Below are 19800 nucleotides of genomic sequence, written 5' to 3' on the forward strand. Positions count from 1 at the left end.
TTCCCGGAGGAACCCGTTTTTACTCAACCTGCGAGCGATATACCAGTTCCGGCTCCGCTCCGTCCTGAATGGTTTCTTTTGTCACCGTCGCCTGCTTCACGTTTTTCAGCGTCGGCACCTCAAACATCACGTTGCGCATCACTTTCTCAATGATGGCTCGTAAACCGCGCGCGCCGGTGTTGCGCGCGAGCGCTTCGTCAGCAATGGCGGAAAGCGCGTCCGGCGTAAACGTCAAATCCACGCCGTCCATTTCCAGCAATTTACGGTATTGCTTGACAAGCGCATTCTTCGGTTCCGTCAAAATTCTGAGCAAGGCTTTTTTATCCAACGGATCGAGCGTGACAAGCACGGGCAAACGACCGATGAACTCGGGAATTAAACCGAAATTCAGCAGATCTTCCGGCTGCACATGCGTCAAGATCTCCGCCACATTCTGTTCCTCTTTGCGGACGATATCCGCGCCGAAACCGATCGTCTTTTTCGCCATGCGTCGCGAAATGTAACGGTCGATCCCGTCAAACGCGCCGCCGCAAATGAAGAGAATGTTCGTCGTATCGATCATGATCATTTCCTGGTTGGGGTGCTTGCGCCCACCCTGTGGAGGAACACTTGCGACCGTCCCCTCCAAAATCTTGAGCAGCGCCTGTTGCACGCCTTCCCCGGAAACGTCACGCGTGATCGATGTATTTTCCGTGCGTTTCGCGATTTTATCGATCTCGTCGATATAGATAATCCCGCGTTGCGCGCGTTCAATATCGTAATCCGCCGCCTGAATCAGCCGCAGCAAAATATTTTCCACGTCGTCGCCGACATAGCCCGCCTGCGTCAAACTGGTCGCGTCGGCAATCGCGAACGGCACATTCAGAAACCGCGCCAGCGTTTGCGCGAGCAGCGTTTTACCGCTGCCGGTCGGACCGATCAACACGATATTGGATTTTTGCAATTCGACATCATCGGAGTCGACATCGCTCTGCAACCGTTTGTAATGGTTGTACACGGCGACCGCCAAACTTTTCTTGGCGTCCTCCTGACCGATGACGTATTGGTCCAGTTGGTCTTTAATTTCGCGCGGTAACGGTACTACCAGTTCTTCCGCGCTCGCCTTGTGTTCGGCGCGCAATTCTTCTTGCAAAATGTGTTCGCACACGCCGATACATTCATCGCAGATATAGACCCCGGGACCGGCAATTAATTTTTTGACTTCATCGTTGGACCGGCCGCAAAAACTGCAGACCGGTGGTGTAGCAGTAGTATTGCGCACATGTCCTCCTTATTTCGTCGCGGCACCCGGCGGGGGCAACGGACGATCGAGAACTTCGTCAACCAGACCGTATTTCAGCGCTTCTGCCGCTGAAAGGAAATGGTCGCGTTCGGTATCATTATTGATTTCATCGAGCGTACGCCCCGTGTGGCGTGCCAAAATGTTGTTCAATTCTTCGCGCATGCGCAGGATTTCGCGGGCATGAATTTCAATCTCCGTCGCCTGTCCCTGCACGCCGCCGAGCGGCTGGTGAATCATGACGCGTGAATGCGGCAACGCGTAGCGTTTGCCGGTCGCGCCGGACGCCAAGAGAACGGCTCCCATGCTGGCAGCCGAACCGACGCAAATCGTCGAGACGTCGGGCTTGATGTATTGCATGGTGTCGTAAATCGCAAGTCCTGCGGTAACGACGCCGCCGGGACTGTTCACATAGATGTGAATGTCTTTATCCGGACTTTCCGCTTCCAAAAATAACAGTTGAGCGATCACGATGTTGGCGACATTGTCGTCAATCGGACCCCCTAAAAAGACAATGCGGTCTTTGAGCAGGCGGGAGTAAATGTCATAGGAACGTTCGCCCCGCGCCGTTTGCTCTACCACAATCGGTACATAATTCAATGAATCCACCTCGTTATTCTTTACAGAAGAAAACGACGGTCTTATTTTTCCGCTTTTTCAGCGTCCTTTTCTTCGTTGTCTGCATCTCTAGCAACTTTTTTAGCCGCTGCTTTTTTAGCGCCGGCTTTTTTCGCCGGTTTTTCCTCTTTCGCCGCTTCGGCGTCAGACGGTTTCGCTTTTTCTTCTTTTTCCGCTACTTCGTCGTGATCATGTTTCTCGTTGTTGATGATGAAGGCCGCCGCTTTACGACGCGCTACGGTACCCGCGAGCATCGAAATGCGTCCTTCTTTTTGGATAATGCCCCAGACATCTTTCGGATCCGCGCCGAAATTCTGCGCCATCTGGTACACTTCCATGTTCATATCTTCCGGCGTTACATGAATGTCTTCCGCTTGGCAAATAGCTTCCAATACCAAGTCCGTTTTGACATTGGCAAGAGCCGCTTCGCGATAGTTTTCACGCAGTTTTTCCAGCGAGTTTTTAGACTGTTCCAGGTAGTCTTCAAATTTCATGTTGCGACTTTCCAAATTCAGTTTGAGCTCTTCGATCATCTGATCGATGCGGCCTTCCACCATCGCATTCGGAATATCCGTTTCCGCGTTATCGACCGCCGTTTTGATCAATTTATTCTGGAATTCTTCGCGGTCATGGTTGTCAATATTTTCCTGCATCTGTTGACGAACCATTGCTTTCAGTTCAGCAAGCGTTTCGAACGAACTCGCGGTTTTCGCAAATTCATCGTTCAATTCCGGCATTTCACGGCGTTTTACGTCCAACACGTTGACCGCAAATTCCGCATCTTTGCCGGCGAGTTCCTGCACGAAATATTCTTTCGGGAATTGTACTTTGACCGTCACTTCATCGCCCGCTTTGTGGCCGATGAGCTGTTCTTCAAAGCCCGGAATGAAGCTGCCGGAACCGATTTCGAGCGGATAGGATTTGCCTTCGCCGCCGTCAAACGGTTTGCCGTCGATCGAGCCTTTGAAGTCGATCATCGCCAAATCGCCGTTCGCCAATTCCGCGCCTTCGGCAACGGTCAGTTTGGCGTGCTGTTTGGCAATGGCTTCCAGCTGTTCGTCGACCATTTTATCGGTGACTTTCTGATGTTTATGTTCGACGTTCAATTCTTTGTAGTCGCCCAATTTGACTTCCGGTTTTTTGATGAAGGTGACTTTGAATTTCATGTCCTTGCCTTCTTCAAACTGTTCCACGTCTACATCGGCGCGGGTAACCGGTACCAAATTCTGTTCGCGCAGCGCTTCGTCGTAGTATTTATTGACGATCAGATCGCTGGCTTCCGCCATGATCGCGTCTTTACCGAAATGCGCTTCCAAAATTTTGCGCGGCGTTTTGCCTTTACGGAAACCCGGGATGCTCACCTGGTTGCTGATACGTTGTACTGCCGATTGGATACCTTGGTTCACAGCATCCGCCGGTACTTCAATCAATAAAGATACCTGGTGCTGATCTACCGGTTTAACTTCTACTTTCATCTAAATATGTCCTCCTTTAAATGCAGTCATAGCAATCTCATTTTCATATACTCATAAAATAAATATTACCATACTACCGTCAAAATGACAACCGCCCCTTGAACGGGGCGGTTGTCAGTAAGATAAACGTTAATGGGATTAACGCAGCGGCTTAACCGGCGTGATAACTTCCAAACCATGCATGTACGGACGCAGGGCTTTCGGTACGATGACCGAGCCATCCTGCTGCTGATTGTTTTCCAAAATCGCCGCGACCGTGCGCCCGACGGCAAGACCCGAACCGTTCAAAGTATGTACGTACTCGGGTTTGTCTTTGGCGCTGCGACGGAATTTGATGTTGGCGCGACGCGCCTGGAATGCTTCACAGTTCGAGCAAGAAGAAATTTCGCGATAGGTTTCCTGGGCAGGCATCCACACTTCGATATCATATGTCTTCGCGGCGGAGAAACCGATATCACCGGTGCAAAGAGTGATGACGCGATACGGCAACGCCAGTCGGCGCAAGATCTGTTCCGCTTCGAGCGTCATGGATTCAAGCTCCTCGTAGGATTCTTCCGGCTTCGCGAATTTGACCATTTCCACCTTGTGGAACTGGTGCTGGCGAATCAGACCGCGCGTATCACGTCCCGCCGATCCCGCTTCCGCGCGGAAGCACGGCGTAAGAGCGCAGAGACGCTGCGGCAAAACTTCGCCGTTGATAATTTCATCGCGATGGAAATTCGTCAGCGGTACTTCCGCCGTCGGTGTCAGGTAGTACGGCAGACCTTCCAATTTAAACATGTCTTCCGCGAACTTCGGCAGCTGACCGGTGCCGATCATGCTGTCTTCATTGATGATGTACGGCGGAATGACTTCGATAAAACCGAATTCCTGCGTGTGCATATCCAGCATGAAATTGTACACCGCGCGTTCCAGCTGCGCGCCTGCGCCGAGGTAGTAATGGAAGCGCGCGCCCGTGACTTTCGCCGCGGTTTCCGGATCCAAAATGCCCAGACCCGCGCCGATGTCCCAATGGGCTTTCACTTCAAAACCGAATTCACGCGGCGTGCCATAACGGCGTACTTCGATATTATCATTTTCATCTTCGCCCACGGGTACGCTCGCATCACAAACGTTCGGGATTTCAAGCATCTGTTGGTGAAGCTTTTCTTCTACATCACGCAGTCGTTGATCATGGCCCGTGATCGCATCGCTGACTTTTTTCATGCGGGCGATGATTTCAGATGCGTCGCCGCCCTCTTTTTTGCATTTGGCGATTTTCTTGCTCGCCGCGTTGCGATCGGCTTTCCATTGCTCCACTTCCGCAAGCAACGTGCGGCGTTCTTCATCCAAGCGGATAATTTCATCCACATCGGCGTCATGATGACGATTTTTTAAATTTTCCCGTACCCGATCGGTATTTTCACGAATCCATTTGATATCCAACATAATATCGCTCCTTTTTATTTCTAAATAAATTAATATCTCACGTCTTTGTAAAGACGGTATTAAAGGCTTTTTTGCTCCGTTTGACTGTACAAATAACCGAGGTGCGTATTGACATTGACCGCGAGCACTCGCCAGCCGCCGTCGTAAGTCAGCACATTGACGCAACCGTTATCCTGTTGAATCTGCCAAAAATGGCTGAGATCGAGCCCGAGAATCCGGCAAAGCGCCACCTTGTTCACCGCGTCATGCGCCACTGCCAGCAGTGTTTTACCGTCATACTGCGTACGGTAGCGCGCCAACGCGCGCTCGACACGCCGTGCGACATCATGCAGCGATTCCCCTTGCGGCATCGTCACCGTCTGCGGCTTTGTGCGCCAGGCGGTGAGACGATCCCCGTCGGCGTGCGCTACTTCCGCCACCAATTTCCCTTCCCAGGCGCCGTGAGCAATCTCCGTCAGATCCGCGTCGGCAACGACGGGAAGTCCGTGCCACTTCGCGCAATACTCCGCCGTCTCCCGCGCGCGGCGCAACGGACTTGCCAATACCGCATCGATCGGCATCACGCGCAAACTCTCGCCAAGCTTTTCGCCTTGCGTTTGCCCGAGGTCGGAAAGTTCGGTATCGACCTGCCCCTGGTAGCGTCCTTCAAGATTCCATTTCGTCTCGCCGTGCCGCGCTAACAACAGTCGTAACATCGGCATCCCTCCCGTCTCTTTTTGCCGTTCCGGCGCTCATCGGCCGCGCCGCTGCGCATGAAATATACGTTTCGTTACCGATGCCGTTGCGCATAATCGTCCATCCAGTCGGCCAGTTTTTCGACCCCTTCCCCGGGCACGGCGTTGTAGAGAGAAATACGCAACCCGCCGATACGGCGATGCCCTTGGATGCCGACAAAACCGGCTGCGGCCGCCGCCCGCACAAAATCCTCCGTTTGCGCTTCGTCATACAATGTAAACACTGCATTCATCCGCGATCGGTACGCGCGTTCGGCGTGCGGTCGATAGACTTCGGGATAGCGATCGAGCACTTCATAAATCCGCTCGGACTTCGCCTGCGCGCGGCGGTCCATTTCCGCCACACCGCCCTGCGCTTCGACCCATTGCAACGCGAGTCCTAAAACATATATCGCGTACGTCGGCGGCGTATTGAAAATCGAGTCCGCCTCGGCATGTGTGCGGTATTGCAAAATTTTCGGCAAGCGTTCATTGCCTTTGGCCATCCAGTCGCGATCAATAATGACGATCGTCACGCCGGCGATCCCGATATTTTTTTGCGCGCCCGCATAAATCAAGCCGAACTGTCCGACATCAAGCGGCCGCGACAGCAAATCCGAACTCATATCGGCGACGAGCGGCACGTCGAGCTTCGGAAAGTCCCGGTACGCCGTACCGTAAATCGTATTATTCGACGTAATATGCACGTAGGACGTGTCTTCTTTCACATGGAAATCCATGGGAATCGTGCGATACCCGCCCGCGCTCGCGTCCGTCACTTTGTAAGTCGTGCCGTACAAACTCGCCTGCTGCATCGCATTGTTGGCCCAGATGCCGGTATCGGCATAGCCGAGCCGACCGCCTTTGGCGAAATTCGCCGGAATCATCACGAATTGATGACTGGCGCCGCCTTGCAGAAAAAGAACATCATGCGTCGCGGGTATCGCGAGCAGTTTACGCAAGCGTTCCCGCGCGTCCTGATGCAAACGCTGATAGGCATCGCTGCGGTGCGAAAGCTCCATGACACCCATGCCGGTGTCACGGTAGTTCATCATTTCCGCGGCGGCCTGTTGAAGCACTTCTGCCGGCAGTGCGCCCGGTCCGGCATGAAAATTAAATACGCGTTCCGTCATATAAATCCTCCCCCGCTCGCACTCTTCATAGCGCGCACCATGTCGTGAATAACGAGCGGCATGTGACCAATATTTTCGGTAATAAAAAAGCTCCCATCCTCACTGGGACGAGAGATCTCGCGGTGCCACCCAAATTGCCTACGGCCAACTTTGTTACGCTGTATCGGGCGTGCCCGCCAGGCTCTTCACCTGTTGCTCCGGAGCGGAACCTCGTAACGTACGGACAGGCTTGCACCACCGCCTGCTCTCTGTGCCTTCGGTTACGGATATTCTCCTTCGTGGCATTGCTTTTTTAATTAGCCAAAGCGTATCACAAAGCCTCGCGAATGTCAACACGCGCCATTGCCTACGCACAAAAAAGCGGTATGCACCGCTTTTTTCAAATTATATGTTTCCTTTCAGGCCGACGATTTCCGCGCGTTCCTGTAAACCTTTGATTGTTTCCGCAAAAAATTCCTGGCGCTCCATACCGAGCATTTCACAACCCTGTGTGATCACATCACGATTGCAACCGGCGGCGAAATGTTTATCCTTAAATTTTTTCGTGAGCGATTTCACCGTCAGATCCAATACCGATTTGCTCGGCCGCAACAGACAGGCGGCATTGATAATGCCCGTAAGTTCGTCCACCGCATAGAGCGTTTTTTCCAGCGTCGTTTCCGGTTTGACATCCGTCACCATGCCGTAACCGTGCGACATAATGGCGCGAATGTAGGTTTCGTCCCAGCCTTCTTTTTCCAGAATCTGCTTCGTCACCGTGCAATGCTGATCCGGATAGCGATCATAATCCAAATCATGGCAAAGACCGATCACACCCCATTTTTCCCGATCCTCCGCGCCAAAATAATCGGCGAAATGCAACATCGCCGCTTCCACTTGCAGCGCATGGCGAATGAGCGCCTGGGAGTCCGTGTATTCCAGTAAAAGTTGTTTTGCCTGTTCCCGTGTCGGTTTCATTACAACACTCCCTTTTCGTTTTTCATCACTATACCACGCATTTTCGGCAAACACAAAACAGATACGAAAAAGGAGCGGCCGCCGCCGCTCCTTTTTATACTCCGGCAAAACCGGATATTGTTTATGATTTACCGACTGCTTTTTACAGTTTAATGCTCATGCCGCGGTTACCGAATTTGTGAATGGTGTCGACAAAACGAACGGTGCCCGTCTTGTAGCGCATCACGACGGTCTGTGTACGCGCGCCGCCGCCGAAATACTGAATACCGCGCAATGTATTGCCCGGGGTAATCGCGGTGGCGGAAAAGATGCAGTCGTCGCCTTTCACAAGGTCATCAATGGTAAACACCTGATGAATATCCGCGACGCCCATTTCTTTGGCGCGACGTACTTCTTCATCGCTGTGCGGCACCAAACGTCCCTGCATGTCGCCGCCGAGGCATTTCAAAGCGGCCGCGGCCAAAACGCCTTCCGGCGCGCCGCCGGTACCGATGAGCATATGCACACCCGAACCTTCAATGCCGACTTCGATCGCCGGCGTGACATCGCCGTCCGTGATCAAACGGATTCGCGCGCCCGCTTCACGGCAATCACGAATAATATCGGCATGTCGTTCCCGATCCAAGATGACGACGCTCAAGTCATCGACCGAGCGTTCCATCGCTTCCGCAACCCGGCGCAGATTTTCTTTGACCGGCGCGTTGATATCAATGCGTCCGGCCGCACGCGGTCCGACCGCGATTTTTTCCATGTACATATCCGGAGCGTGCAAAAGGCAACCGCGCGGGGCAATCGCAAGTACCGCAATGGCGCCGTTTTGTCCTTTGGCGACCAGGTTGGTACCTTCGAGCGGATCGACCGCGATATCCACCGAGTCACCGCCGAGACCTACCTTTTCACCGATGTAAAGCATCGGTGCTTCGTCCATTTCTCCTTCGCCGATGACGACTTCACCGTCGATGTGCACCTTTTCAAATTCGCTGCGCATACCGTCAACAGCGAGCTGATCGGCGCCGATCTTATCGCCGCGACCGACCAGGCGTCCGCATTTGATCGCCGCCGCTTCGGTGACTCGTACAAATTCCAGTGTCAAAATCCTGTCCATTACTTGCGCCTCCTACTTTGTCTTTTGTGTCACTTGCCGCCAGTCTTCCGCAAAACGCTCGATCCCCGCTTTCGTCAACGGGTGTTCAAGCGCCGCCAAAAGCACTTTATACGGGACCGTCGCAATGTGCGCTCCCGCCAGAGCGGCTTCGGTAATATCGAGCGGACGTCGGATGCTCGCTGCGATAATTTCCGTTGCAATATGATGTTCTTTGAAAATAGTCGCAATCGTGCGCACGAGCTCAGACCCGTTCGCGCCGATGTCATCCAGTCGTCCGATGAAGGGACTGACAAACGCAGCGCCCGCACGCGCCGCTAAAAGCGCCTGGCTCGCGTTAAAAATCAACGTGACATTGACTTTGATGCCTTCATCAGCCAGTACACGCGTAGCCGCCAAACCTTCCGCTGTAAGCGGTACCTTGACCGTTACTTGCGGTGCCACTTTCGCCCATTCGCGACCTTCGCGCACCATACCGTCCGCGTCTTCCGCCAATACTTCCGCGCTGATCGGACCGTCCACAAAAGAAGCTATTTCCTGAATAACTTTTTTGGGGTCCTGACCCGCTTTTGCCATCAGCGACGGATTCGTCGTTACGCCGGCCACCACTCCCAGACGGTGCGCCGCGCGAATTTCATCCACAATCGCCGTATCAATAAAAAATTTCATTCCGTTCACCCTTCATCACAATCGATATTTATTGTAGCACAAACGACATCATTACGCTTTGTCTCAGTTCTCCTGCGAGCATTTTTTCGGCCCGCCAGATATTTCCAAAAGAAAACCGTCAAAACCGTAATGAAAACTACCGGCATCAAGAATGCCATGCCGATCAGAAATAAGATCCACCGCATAGAAATCGCCTCCTTGACCGTAAAGTCGATTTGTTATCCTCATTGTAGCACGAAACGAAGCGCGCCGCCGACTTGAAACCGAGTTGTACGCCCGCTACAATGAACGCGAGGTGAAACTATGCATTTACTCGCAGCAGGCGACAGCTTAACTTACGGATTTGACGTGCCGATGCCTTCTCGCTGGCTGACCAAATTGGCCGCGGCATTACCCGACCTGCAGGTCACCAATTTGGGCATGTGCGGCGCGGGACTGGATCAGGTGCTGCAACGCGCCGAACGAACGTTGCGCGAACCCGGCGCGTATGATCGGTTGTTTTTAATGGCAGGCAGCAACGATATCATGCAAGACGCAGAAAACGAGCAGCCGCTGAATATCCGACCGCTCGTCCGAAAAATCACTGCCTTCACGTCTGCTCATGCCGCCTTGCCCATCGTCATCGGCATTCCGCCGGAGATCACAAAAGAGGCGATCTACACCGGCTGGCAAAGCGCGCCCGCCTTTCCTTACGCGGTCGCCGCGTTCCAAGAATACGGTGACGCGCTCGTGCGCGCATTTCCGCAGGCGACGCTCGATTTTCGCCGTCTTCTCGCCCCCAACGAATACGATGACGGAGTCCATCCGAATATCTACGGCTACGCCAAAATGGCGAAGCACGCGCAAACTTATTTTGCCTCTTCCAACTCGTAAAGCACGTTGGCCAGGCGCGCGAATTCTTCCAAACCGAATGTTTCGCCGCGGCGACCGCCGTCGATCTCCGCCCGCGCCAACAACGCATCCGCCGTCGCCGACTCATAGCCGGCGGCTTTTATATTATTACGAAACGTTTTGCGGCGTTGCGCGAAGGCGATTTTCACCAGACGGAAAAGCAGTTTTTCATCTCGCACTTCCACCGGCGGTTGCTTGCGCGGAATAAACTCCACGACGCTTGAGACGACATTCGGCGCCGGCCAAAACGATTCCGGTTCGACATCGAAAAGCACGTGCGCTTCCGTGTAGTACTGCACCGCGAGCGTGATCGCGCCGTACGCTTTCGTACCGGGGCTTGCCGCCAAACGCTCCGCCACTTCGCGTTGCATCATCAAGACCAGACGCACCAGCGGCAACTTCTGCTCCAAAAGGTACATCAGAATCGGCGTCGTAATATAGTACGGCAAGTTGGCCGCGACGGTAAAAGGTTCATCCCCCATCAGCGCGCGCACGTCCGTTTTCAAAATATCTCCCGGGACAATTCGCACATTCGGATACGCCGCAAGCGTTTCCGCCAAAACCTCCGGCAGTTTCGGATCCAATTCCACCGCCGTGACCTGCGCTCCCGTGCGCGCCAATCCCTGCGTCAGCGTGCCGATGCCGGGACCGATCTCCAAAACACGGTCATCGGGTCCGAGTTCCGCCGCGTCGACAATGTCTTCAACAACCTCGGGACGAATCAGAAAATTCTGTCCCCATTTTTTTTGCATGCGTAAACCGAAATGCTCAGTCAGGCGACGAACCGTTCCTTTGCGTGCGAGTTCATATTCCATCGGTCTGCTCCTCCCGAAGAGCTTGCGCCCATTCTTCACGGGTGACGCCGTAATGATTCAGACGCACCAAAAAACGTTTGGCATTCGCGTAACCGATGCCGAGTCGCGCGCCGAGCCGCGCCCGAAGTGCGGCCGCATCATGCGTGCCCGCCGCGCCCGCCTCCCACAAATCCGCCACCGTAAAATGCGCCTCGTTCGTCGGCGCGATGCTGCGCACTTTGCTGAGAGCGCTGCGAATGGCTTCGGGGCTCGCCTGTTCGATGCCCAAATCATCGTTGGCAATCGCGTCCTCTTTCGGCACGAACGCATGCTTGGCCTCCGGAAAGCGCTGCGTCAAATAGCGACGAATACGCTCCCCCGCGCCGTCCGGATCGGTGAGAATAATAATTCCGCACCGCCGGTACGCCGCTTCAATATCCGAAAGTGTTTCCGGGCTCAGGCCAAATCCGTATGTCGGAATGATTTCCGCATCTACCGCCTGACGCACGCGGGCAATATCCGATTTTCCTTCGACAATAATGACTTCTTTGATTTTCATAATAAAAGTGTAGCATAGCGCGCGGAAAAATTAAACGTGTACGACACGTATTGCGACTTTTTACCGCACTGTTTCCTTTCCACGAAAAAATCCCGTCGAATGACGGGATTTTTCAGTTTTCACCCGGAATACGCAACGTGCCGACGATTTCCGAAATATCTTTGACACCTTCCGCATCGCACCAGGCGGCCATTTCGCCCGCGATTTTTACGCAGGCGGCCGGATCGCGCATTGTCGCCGTGCCGACGGAGACGCAGTCGGCGCCGACCATCATGAATTCGATGGCGTCCAACCCTGTCATGATACCGCCCAAACCGCAAATCGGAATATCGACCGTTTGCGCGACTTCCCAGACCAAGCGCAAGGCCATCGGCTTAACGCACGGGCCGGAAAGTCCGCCGGTGACGTTACCCAGCAGCGGCCGCCGCGTTTTCGCATCAATCGCCAGTCCCATAAAGGTATTGACCAGCGATACCGCATCCGCGCCCGCTTCTTCCACGGCGCTCGCGATGACGCGGATATCCGTCACATTAGGGCTCAATTTCACGACGACGGGAAGTTTTGTGTGGTCTTTCACCGCGCGCGTCACTTCCGCCGCCGCGTGCGAATCGACGCCGAAACTCATCCCGCCCTTTTTCACATTCGGGCAGGAAATATTCACTTCCAGAAAATCGACCGGCTCATCGTTCAGACGTTCCGCCATGTACGCGTAATCCGCCACCGTATTGCCGGAAATATTCGCCATCACGCGAATGGACGACGCAGCGTGAATCTGCGGCAAAATATCCGTGCAAAACGCTTCTACGCCGGGATTTTCCAAACCGATGCAATTTAAAATTCCGGCCGGCATTTCGGCAATCCGAACACCCGCATTGCCGCGTCGCGGTTCCCGTGTCAGTCCCTTGACCGATACGGCGCCGACCTGATCCAAGTCAAGATAGGGCGCGTATTCGAGTCCGAATCCGAACGTGCCCGAGGCGGCGATAATCGGCGTCGCCATCGTGACCCCGCAAAAATTGACGGCTATATTCGCGCTCACAGGATCACCTCCCGGCTGTCAAAAACAGGACCTTCCTGACATACTTTCGCATGCGTTCCGTCCTTACGATCGCACACGCAGGCGTAGCAGCCGCCGGTGCCGCAACCCATCCGCCGTTCGAACGAAACTTCGCAGGGCACACCGGCCGCATACGCCGCGGCGGCGACTTTACTCATCAAAATAGTCGGCCCGCAGCAAAGTACCCGATCAAACTCGCCGGATGCGAGCAATGCCGGTACAAGATCCACCGCATAACCGTGATGGCCGACCGAACCGTCATCCGTAGTCAGTAACAAATCATTAATCGTGTCGGGAAAATAGTCCTGCCAAAACAGTTCTTCCCGACTGCGACCGCCGATGACGACGGTAGCGGTTCCCGCCGCGGCCTGTTGCGCGGCGAAAAGGATCGGGGCGATCCCCACTCCGCCGCCGACCATTAACATTTTTCCGTCCAGCGTAAACGTCGTGCCACGCGGACCGAGCACATCGATTTCATCGCCCGCGCGCATCTGCGTCATCAACTCCGTGCCGCGGCCGACAACGCGATAGACCATTTCGACCAGTCCGTTTTCGCGATCAACGCGCGACGGCGAAAACGGACGCCGCAGCAACGGATCCCAGCCGCGTGCCGTGCGCACGTGTAAAAACTGACCCGGCCGTGTCGTTTGCGCCAAACGCGGCAGCTCCGCCACCAACCGATACATATCGGAGGAAACCCGTTCATTCGTCCGAATCGGCCCGACTTCAAGCGCGTTCATGACGACGCTCCTTTTGGTAGTCCTGAATGGCTTTGACGCTCGGCAAATCATTGTTTTTCCGTTCGCGCAACACGCGCACTACTTCGCGCATCGTGTCGAGCGAGGTCACGCAGGGAATACCGAGTTCGACGGCCATGCGACGCAGGCGGAAGCCTTCGCGTTCCGGACGTTTGCCGTACGTGATTGTATTGACCACCATGTCGACGGAACCGTCACGCAATAATGTCGCGCAAGTGACGTCGCCGCCTTCATGCATTTTATTGACGATTTGTACGGGGATACCTTTTTCTTCCAAGTAGCTGCCCGTGCCGTGCGTCGCCATGATGTGGTACCCGTGTTCGACAAACTCCGCAGCGAGTTGCGCGGTTTCCTCTTTATCGCGGTCGCTGACCGTAATCAGCACATTGCCGCCGTCGGGAATGCCCATGTACGCGCCGACGATCGCGCGATACAGCGCATCGGAATACGTTTTGCCGATTCCCATGACTTCGCCGGTCGATTTCATTTCCGGTCCGAGCGCGATTTCTACCAGACCGAGTTTAGCGAACGAGAATACCGGAGCTTTCGCCGCTACATAATCGGGCGTCGGCGCCAGCCCCGGCGTGATGCCGAGTTCGGGCAAGGTCTTGCCGACACAAATACCGGTCGCAAGCGCAATCAGGTTGTAACCCGTCACTTTACTCATGAAAGGCACCGTGCGGCTCGAACGCGGATTAACTTCGATCACGTACAGTTTCCCGCCGGCAATGATGTATTGGATATTGACAATGCCGCGAATGTCCAACGCGCGCGCAATGCGTTCCGTGTGTTCGACCACTTCATCGATCTTAGCCTGATCAATATGTTGCGGTGGGAATACGGCGATACTGTCGCCCGAGTGAACGCCCGCGCGTTCGATCTGTTCCATGATGCCCGGGATAAAGACGTTTTCACCGTCGCACAGCGCATCGACTTCGAGTTCGCGGCCGACGAGGTATTCATCAATCAAAACCGGATGCTCGGACGATGCGACTACGGCTTCCCGCAGGTAGGTATCGAGTTCGCGCGGTTGGTAAACGATCTGCATCGCGCGTCCGCCGAGCACATAACTCGGCCGTACGATCAGCGGATATTTCAATTTTTTGGTGGCTTCGTGCGCTTCCGCAAGCGATGTCACCATACAACCGCGCGGACGTTCGATGTGGAGCGATTCAAGCAATGCGTCAAAGCGTTTGCGGTCTTCCGCGAGATCCACGCCGTCAACATCGGTCCCCAACAAAGGCGCGTTGTGCGCCGCGAGTTTCCCCGCCAAATTAATCGCGGTCTGCCCGCCGAACTGGGTAATAACGCCTTGCGGCTGTTCTTTTTCAATAATCTGGCAAACGTCTTCCGGCACCAGCGGTTCAAAATACAGCGCGTCGGACATATCAAAGTCGGTGGAAACCGTTTCCGGGTTATTATTGACCATGATGGAGTGATAACCGTACCGTTTCAACGCGCGAATCGCCTGCACGGAGCAGTAGTCGAATTCCACGCCCTGACCGATGCGGATAGGCCCCGAACCAAGAACCATGACGCTGTGTTCCTGCGGAGTGACTTCATCGGCCACACCGTACGCCGAGTAGTAGTACGGGGATGCGGCATCGAATTCCGCCGCGCAGGTGTCGACCATGCGATACGAGGCGGTAATATGTTTCTGTTTGCGCAACGCGGCTACTTCGCTTTCTTCCACATGCGTCAGTTGCGCGATGCGGTGATCCGAAAAGCCGAGGTACTTCGCCAATTCCACATGTTCCTGCGTCAGGCCTTCGTTCATCAGCTTGCGTTCGCAGTTGACGATGCGCTGAATCTGCGTGATAAAAAACGGGTCAATCTTGGTCGTGTGGTAAATTTCCTGCACGTCAAACCCGCGCCGCAACGCTTCGGCAATGACGAAAAGCCGTTCATCGTCCACGCGCCGTAAAAGCATTTTGATATCGTAGTGGGATAAGTGTTCCAACTTCGGCAAATAGAGCGAATCTGTGCCGGTTTCGAGCGATCTCACCGCCTTCTGCAAGCCGGCGGGGACATTCTTCGCCAATGCCATGACTTCGCCGGTCGCTTTCATCTGCGTACCGAGTTCGCGATCCGCCAGATTGAATTTTTCAAACGGCCAGCGCGGAATTTTAATGACGATGTAGTCAAGCGTCGGTTCAAACGCCGCTTTCGTTTTGCCGGTAACGGCGTTTTCGATTTCACCGAGCGATTTGCCGAGCGCCACTTTCGCCGCCACTTTCGCAATCGGATAGCCGGTCGCTTTGGACGCGAGCGCAGACGAGCGGCTCATGCGCGGATTGACTTCGATGACATAGTACTGATTCGAATGCGGATCGAGCGCGTACTGCACATTGCAGCCGCCTTCGATTTCCAAATAGCGAATAATATCGAGCGACGCCGTGCGCAACATATGATGCTGCTTATCGGTCAGCGTCTGGCTCGGCGCGATGACGATGCTGTCACCGGTGTGGACACCGACCGGATCGATATTTTCCATATCACAAATAATGATGCAGTTGTCATCGCTGTCGCGCATGACTTCATATTCCAATTCTTTCCAGCCGGCGACCGAGCGTTCCACCAAAATTTGGTGAATCGGACTCAGCACCAAACCGCGCTGACCGATTTCGCGCATTTCCGTTTCGTTGTGCACGACGCCGCCGCCGGTGCCGCCCAACGTGAACGCCGGACGAATGATCAGCGGGTAACCGATCGTTTCCGCAAAAGTCAACGCTTCGTTTAAGGTGTTGCAGGTGCGGCTTTCCGGCACCGGCTGACCGATTTGCTGCATCGCTTCTTTAAATAATTCGCGGTCTTCCGCCTGTCGGATCGCGTCCATGCGCGTGCCCAAAAGTTCCACGTCGTATTTTTCCAAGATGCCCTTGTCGAAAAGTTCCATCGCGAGATTCAAACCGGTTTGACCGCCCAGCGTCGCCAGAATCCCGTCCGGACGTTCCTGCGCGATGACCGATGTGACAAAATCGAGCGTCAGCGGTTCGATGTACACGCGATCGGCGATATCCGTATCCGTCATGATCGTCGCCGGGTTGCTGTTGATCAGAACGACTTCACAGCCCTCTTCTTTTAACGACAGGCAAGCCTGTGTGCCGGCATAGTCGAATTCTGCGGCCTGACCGATGACGATCGGGCCGGAGCCGATCACGAGAACTTTCTTGATTTCTTTACTCATGCGCGTTCTCCTTTCAGGCTTTTCATCCAATCCGTAAATAAGTATTCGTTGTCCGTCGGTCCCGGCGCCGCTTCGGGATGGTACTGAATCCCCTGAATCGGCAGTGTGCGGTGGCGGAAGCCTTCGATCGTACCGTCATTTAACGAACGGTGCGTAACCACGAGCTCCGCCGGAAAATTTTCTTCACTGACGGCGTAACCGTGGTTTTGCGCCGTCATCGTGATTTTTTTCGTGGCAAGATCGATGACCGGGTGGTTCGCGCCGCGATGACCGAAGGGTAATTTAAAAGTGACCGCGCCCAACGCCTGAGCAAGCAACTGATGGCCCATGCAAATACCGAACATCGGCACTTTACCGACGAGCTCACGCAGGGTCTGGATCGTATCGGGCACATCCGCGGGGTTCCCCGGGCCGTTGCTGATGAAAACGCCGTCCGGTTGGGTCGCGAGGATCTGCGCCGCTTTGGTTTGCGCCGGCACGACCGTCAAGTGGCAGTCCGCCGCCACGAGATGATCCAGCATGCGCCGTTTAATGCCGCAGTCAATAACAGTAACTCGCAACCGACCTTCGCCCATTTTATAAGCGACCGGCGTTGTCACGCGCGCGATCTGATCCTGCGGCAAAGGATGCGCAAGCGCTTCTTTCACATAATTCTCTTCCGCGGCTGTCGCAAGCACCCCGATCGGTGTGCCTTCTTTACGAATCGCGCGGGTGATCGCCCGGGTATCCGCGCCGATCAGCACCGGAATCTGATTCGCCTTGAAAAATCGGCCCAGCGAATCTTCGCTTTCCCAGTTGCTCGGGAAACGTGTCAATTCTGAAACGATAGCGCCCGAAATCGACGGCCTTTCGCCCTGCCAAATGTGGTGATTGACACCGTAGTTACCGATCAGAGGATAGGTCAACGTTAAAATCTGGTCGGTATAGGAAGGATCCGTATAAGACTCCTCATAGCCTGTCATCGCCGTATTAAACACAACTTCCGCCGCTTTACTGTGTCCGCCGACAAGGTAACCCGGAAATTTCCGGCCGTCCGCCAAGTACAGATATCCTTCTTTCATCGTACAGCTCCTTCCCGCATTACCTGTTCACCGTCCACCCACGTCTGCACGGCGCGACCGGTCAGGGGCTTGCCCGCGAACGGAGAAAACAGTGATTTCGTATATAATTTTTCCGGTTCCACCGTCCACTGCCTCTGCGGCGCGATGACGGTAATATCCGCCGGCGCGCCTGCTTTCAGCACGCCCGCTTCCTGCTGCAAAAGTCGCGCCGGCTGCACGGACATCGCGTCGACCAGCCGCTCCCAGTCGATGTGACCGGGGGTAAGCGCGTACGTAATGACGGCGGCGAGCGATGTTTCCAAGCCGCTCATGCCGTTCGGCGCGCAGCAGAACGGTACGTCTTTTTCTTCATCGGCATGCGGCGAATGGTCCGTCACAATCGCATCGATCGTGCCGTCCGCCAGCGCTGCCAACAACGCCTGACGATCGTCTTCTTCACGTAACGGCGGCGCCACTTTAAACGCCGCATCGTAATTTTTAATTTCGGCATCGGTCAGCGCCAAATGATGCGCCGTCACTTCGCAGGTAACGCGGACACCGCGTTGTTTCGCCGCCCGAATGAGTTCCACGGCATGCGCGGAGCTCACGTGCGCGATATGAATATGCGCGCCCGTCATTTCGGCAAGCAAAATGTCGCGAGCAACAGCGATATCTTCCGCCGCGCGCGGTCGTCCGACAACGCCCAGCGCCGTCGAAACTTTGCCTTCATGCATAAAACCCTGCGCCGCCATCGTCCAATCTTCCGCATGGTCGATGATCATTTTGCCGTAGGTGTCGGCATATTCCATCGCGCGGCGCATGAAATCCGCGCTTTCCACATAGTGACCGTCATCCGAAAACGCCACGGCGCCGGCGAGTGCCAGATCGCCCATGTCGCTTAAAACGCGTCCTTCCAAATTTTTGGAAACCGCGCCGATGATATCCACTTTCACGCGTCCTTCCGCGCGGGCGCGTTCTTTGACACCGTTAAAAGTGACGAGGTCATCAATGACGGGCGTGGTATTGGCCATAGTGGCGACGCGCGTGAACCCGCCGGCCGCCGCCGCCTGCGTACCGGTTGTCATGGATTCTTTCGCTTCCTGCCCCGGTTCGCGCAAATGAACGTGCATATCGATCAAACCCGGCGTGACGTAGCAATCGGTTACGTCAATCACTTCGACGCCGTCGGTCGCCGTAATGGTTTCGCCGACACTGAGGATCTTACCGTCTTCAAAAAGCACATCGCCGACCGTCTTTTGGCCTGCGGCGGGATTGATAATCGTGCCGTTCTTAAGCAAGCGCTTCAATGCCGTTACCCCCATTCAATACTTCATTTAAAATAGCCATCCGTACGCACACGCCGTTTTTGACCTGCGTCTGTAAAAAGGCGTTTTGCGCATACGCCAATTCATGCGAAATTTCCACGCCGCGATTAATCGGGCCCGGATGCATGATCATCGCGTCCGGCGCCACCTCTTGCAACAGCGCGCTCGAGACCCCGTAGGTCCGCGCATATTCGCGGTTATTCGGAATGAAACCCGCCGCCGCGCGTTCGTTTTGCAAGCGCAAAATCTGAATCGCATCGGCATCCCGCAGCGCTTCTTTCAGATCCGTGTGCAGAATCGCGCCGAGCTCGGCGAATTCGCGCGGCACCAACGTCCGCGGACCGACCATGTGCACTTCGGCTCCGAGTTTGGTAAAGCCGGCCAAATCGCTGCGCGCGACGCGCGAGTGCAGAATATCGCCGACGATAACATATTTAAGTCCTTTAATCTTGCCTTTCTGTTCCCGCACGGTGAAGAGGTCCAAAAGTCCCTGCGACGGATGCGCGTGCAGACCGTCACCGGCATTGATGACGACCGGAAAATGCGGGAAACGTTTACCGATTTCCACCGCGTAGGCCGCGGCGCCCGATGCTTCATGACGCATGACGATCGCGTCCGCCGCCAACGCCGCCACCGTCAACAACGTATCGCGGAGGCTTTCGCCCTTGGTCATTGAACTGGTGCTTTTATTGATGTTAATGACATCCGCCCCGAGGTACTTCCCTGCGAGCTCAAAGGAACTGCGCGTGCGTGTCGAATTTTCGGAAAACACATTGACAATCGCTTTGCCTCGTAATAAATCCGTTTTTTTGGCG

18 protein-coding genes are annotated in these 19800 nt (G+C 54.9%); 1 reads left to right on the forward strand and 17 read right to left on the reverse strand.

Annotated elements, in window-relative coordinates:
• Positions 1-19: 19 nt before the first annotated feature.
• The 9 genes from clpX to fsa all read right to left on the reverse strand — a co-directional run bounded on the left by clpX (position 20) and on the right by fsa (position 9374).
• A complete protein-coding gene (gene clpX, locus RDN69_RS00325; RefSeq protein WP_024047951.1) occupies positions 20-1261 on the reverse strand; it encodes an ATP-dependent Clp protease ATP-binding subunit ClpX in 1242 nt (413 codons plus the stop codon).
• 9 nt (positions 1262-1270) lie between these two features.
• Positions 1271-1879: an ATP-dependent Clp endopeptidase proteolytic subunit ClpP gene (gene clpP, locus RDN69_RS00330; RefSeq protein WP_024047950.1), complete on the reverse strand. Its 609-nt coding sequence runs from the start codon at positions 1877-1879 to the stop codon at positions 1271-1273.
• Between the two features lie 41 nt (positions 1880-1920).
• Positions 1921-3372, reverse strand: coding sequence for a trigger factor (tig, locus tag RDN69_RS00335; RefSeq protein ID WP_024047949.1), 1452 nt, complete (start codon positions 3370-3372; stop codon positions 1921-1923).
• A gap of 138 nt (positions 3373-3510) precedes the next feature.
• Positions 3511-4800: a serine--tRNA ligase gene (gene serS / locus RDN69_RS00340; protein ID WP_024047948.1), complete on the reverse strand. Its 1290-nt coding sequence runs from the start codon at positions 4798-4800 to the stop codon at positions 3511-3513.
• A gap of 59 nt (positions 4801-4859) precedes the next feature.
• A complete protein-coding gene (locus RDN69_RS00345) occupies positions 4860-5495 on the reverse strand; it encodes a histidine phosphatase family protein (protein WP_024048719.1) in 636 nt (211 codons plus the stop codon).
• A 74-nt stretch (positions 5496-5569) separates the two neighbouring features.
• Positions 5570-6646 carry a 3-phosphoserine/phosphohydroxythreonine transaminase gene (gene serC, locus RDN69_RS00350; protein ID WP_273261548.1) on the reverse strand — a complete coding sequence of 359 codons (1077 nt, stop codon included), beginning with the start codon at positions 6644-6646 and terminating at the stop codon, positions 5570-5572.
• 384 nt (positions 6647-7030) lie between these two features.
• A complete protein-coding gene (locus tag RDN69_RS00355) occupies positions 7031-7603 on the reverse strand; it encodes an HD domain-containing protein (RefSeq protein WP_024048721.1) in 573 nt (190 codons plus the stop codon).
• Between the two features lie 142 nt (positions 7604-7745).
• Positions 7746-8708 (reverse strand): class II fructose-bisphosphatase, encoded by a 963-nt coding sequence (gene glpX, locus RDN69_RS00360; protein ID WP_024048722.1) that lies wholly within the window; start codon positions 8706-8708, stop codon positions 7746-7748.
• A 12-nt stretch (positions 8709-8720) separates the two neighbouring features.
• Positions 8721-9374: a fructose-6-phosphate aldolase gene (fsa, locus tag RDN69_RS00365; RefSeq protein ID WP_024048723.1), complete on the reverse strand. Its 654-nt coding sequence runs from the start codon at positions 9372-9374 to the stop codon at positions 8721-8723.
• Between the two features lie 303 nt (positions 9375-9677).
• Here fsa and RDN69_RS00370 point away from each other — a divergent pair, with 303 nt between their 5' ends.
• Entirely contained in the window at positions 9678-10247 is a 570-nt protein-coding gene (locus RDN69_RS00370; RefSeq protein WP_024048725.1) for a GDSL-type esterase/lipase family protein, read from the forward strand.
• Here the strand turns inward: RDN69_RS00370 and rsmA are convergent.
• From rsmA to RDN69_RS00410, 8 genes are all read right to left on the reverse strand, one after another.
• A complete protein-coding gene (gene rsmA, locus RDN69_RS00375; protein WP_024048726.1) occupies positions 10223-11080 on the reverse strand; it encodes a 16S rRNA (adenine(1518)-N(6)/adenine(1519)-N(6))-dimethyltransferase RsmA in 858 nt (285 codons plus the stop codon). The two genes, RDN69_RS00370 and rsmA, sit on opposite strands and share 25 nt — an antisense overlap.
• Positions 11070-11618, reverse strand: a complete 549-nt coding sequence (rnmV, locus tag RDN69_RS00380; RefSeq protein WP_024048727.1) for a ribonuclease M5 — start codon at positions 11616-11618, stop codon at positions 11070-11072. Before rnmV ends, rsmA begins: the two co-directional genes overlap by 11 nt.
• Before the next feature lie 112 nt (positions 11619-11730).
• Positions 11731-12657 (reverse strand): dihydroorotate dehydrogenase, encoded by a 927-nt coding sequence (locus tag RDN69_RS00385; protein WP_024048728.1) that lies wholly within the window; start codon positions 12655-12657, stop codon positions 11731-11733.
• Positions 12654-13415 carry a dihydroorotate dehydrogenase electron transfer subunit gene (locus RDN69_RS00390; protein ID WP_273261553.1) on the reverse strand — a complete coding sequence of 254 codons (762 nt, stop codon included), beginning with the start codon at positions 13413-13415 and terminating at the stop codon, positions 12654-12656. The genes RDN69_RS00385 and RDN69_RS00390 overlap by 4 nt, the downstream gene beginning before the upstream one ends.
• Positions 13402-16620, reverse strand: coding sequence for a carbamoyl-phosphate synthase large subunit (gene carB / locus RDN69_RS00395; protein ID WP_273259577.1), 3219 nt, complete (start codon positions 16618-16620; stop codon positions 13402-13404). The genes RDN69_RS00390 and carB overlap by 14 nt, the downstream gene beginning before the upstream one ends.
• On the reverse strand, positions 16617-17681 hold the full coding sequence (carA, locus tag RDN69_RS00400) for a glutamine-hydrolyzing carbamoyl-phosphate synthase small subunit (protein WP_024048731.1): 1065 nt from the start codon (positions 17679-17681) through the stop codon (positions 16617-16619). The genes carB and carA overlap by 4 nt, the downstream gene beginning before the upstream one ends.
• Complete coding sequence (locus RDN69_RS00405) at positions 17678-18967, reverse strand: dihydroorotase family protein (protein ID WP_273259573.1); 1290 nt, start codon at positions 18965-18967, stop codon at positions 17678-17680. The genes carA and RDN69_RS00405 overlap by 4 nt, the downstream gene beginning before the upstream one ends.
• Positions 18951-19800, reverse strand: an 850-nt coding sequence (locus RDN69_RS00410; protein ID WP_288218078.1) for an aspartate carbamoyltransferase catalytic subunit, incomplete at its 5' end; no start/stop codon positions are given. The genes RDN69_RS00405 and RDN69_RS00410, both read right to left, overlap by 17 nt.

The sequence above is a fragment of the uncultured Negativicoccus sp. genome (assembly GCF_902480485.1).
In the GTDB taxonomy this organism is placed as follows: Bacteria; Bacillota; Negativicutes; order Veillonellales; family Negativicoccaceae; genus Negativicoccus; species Negativicoccus succinicivorans.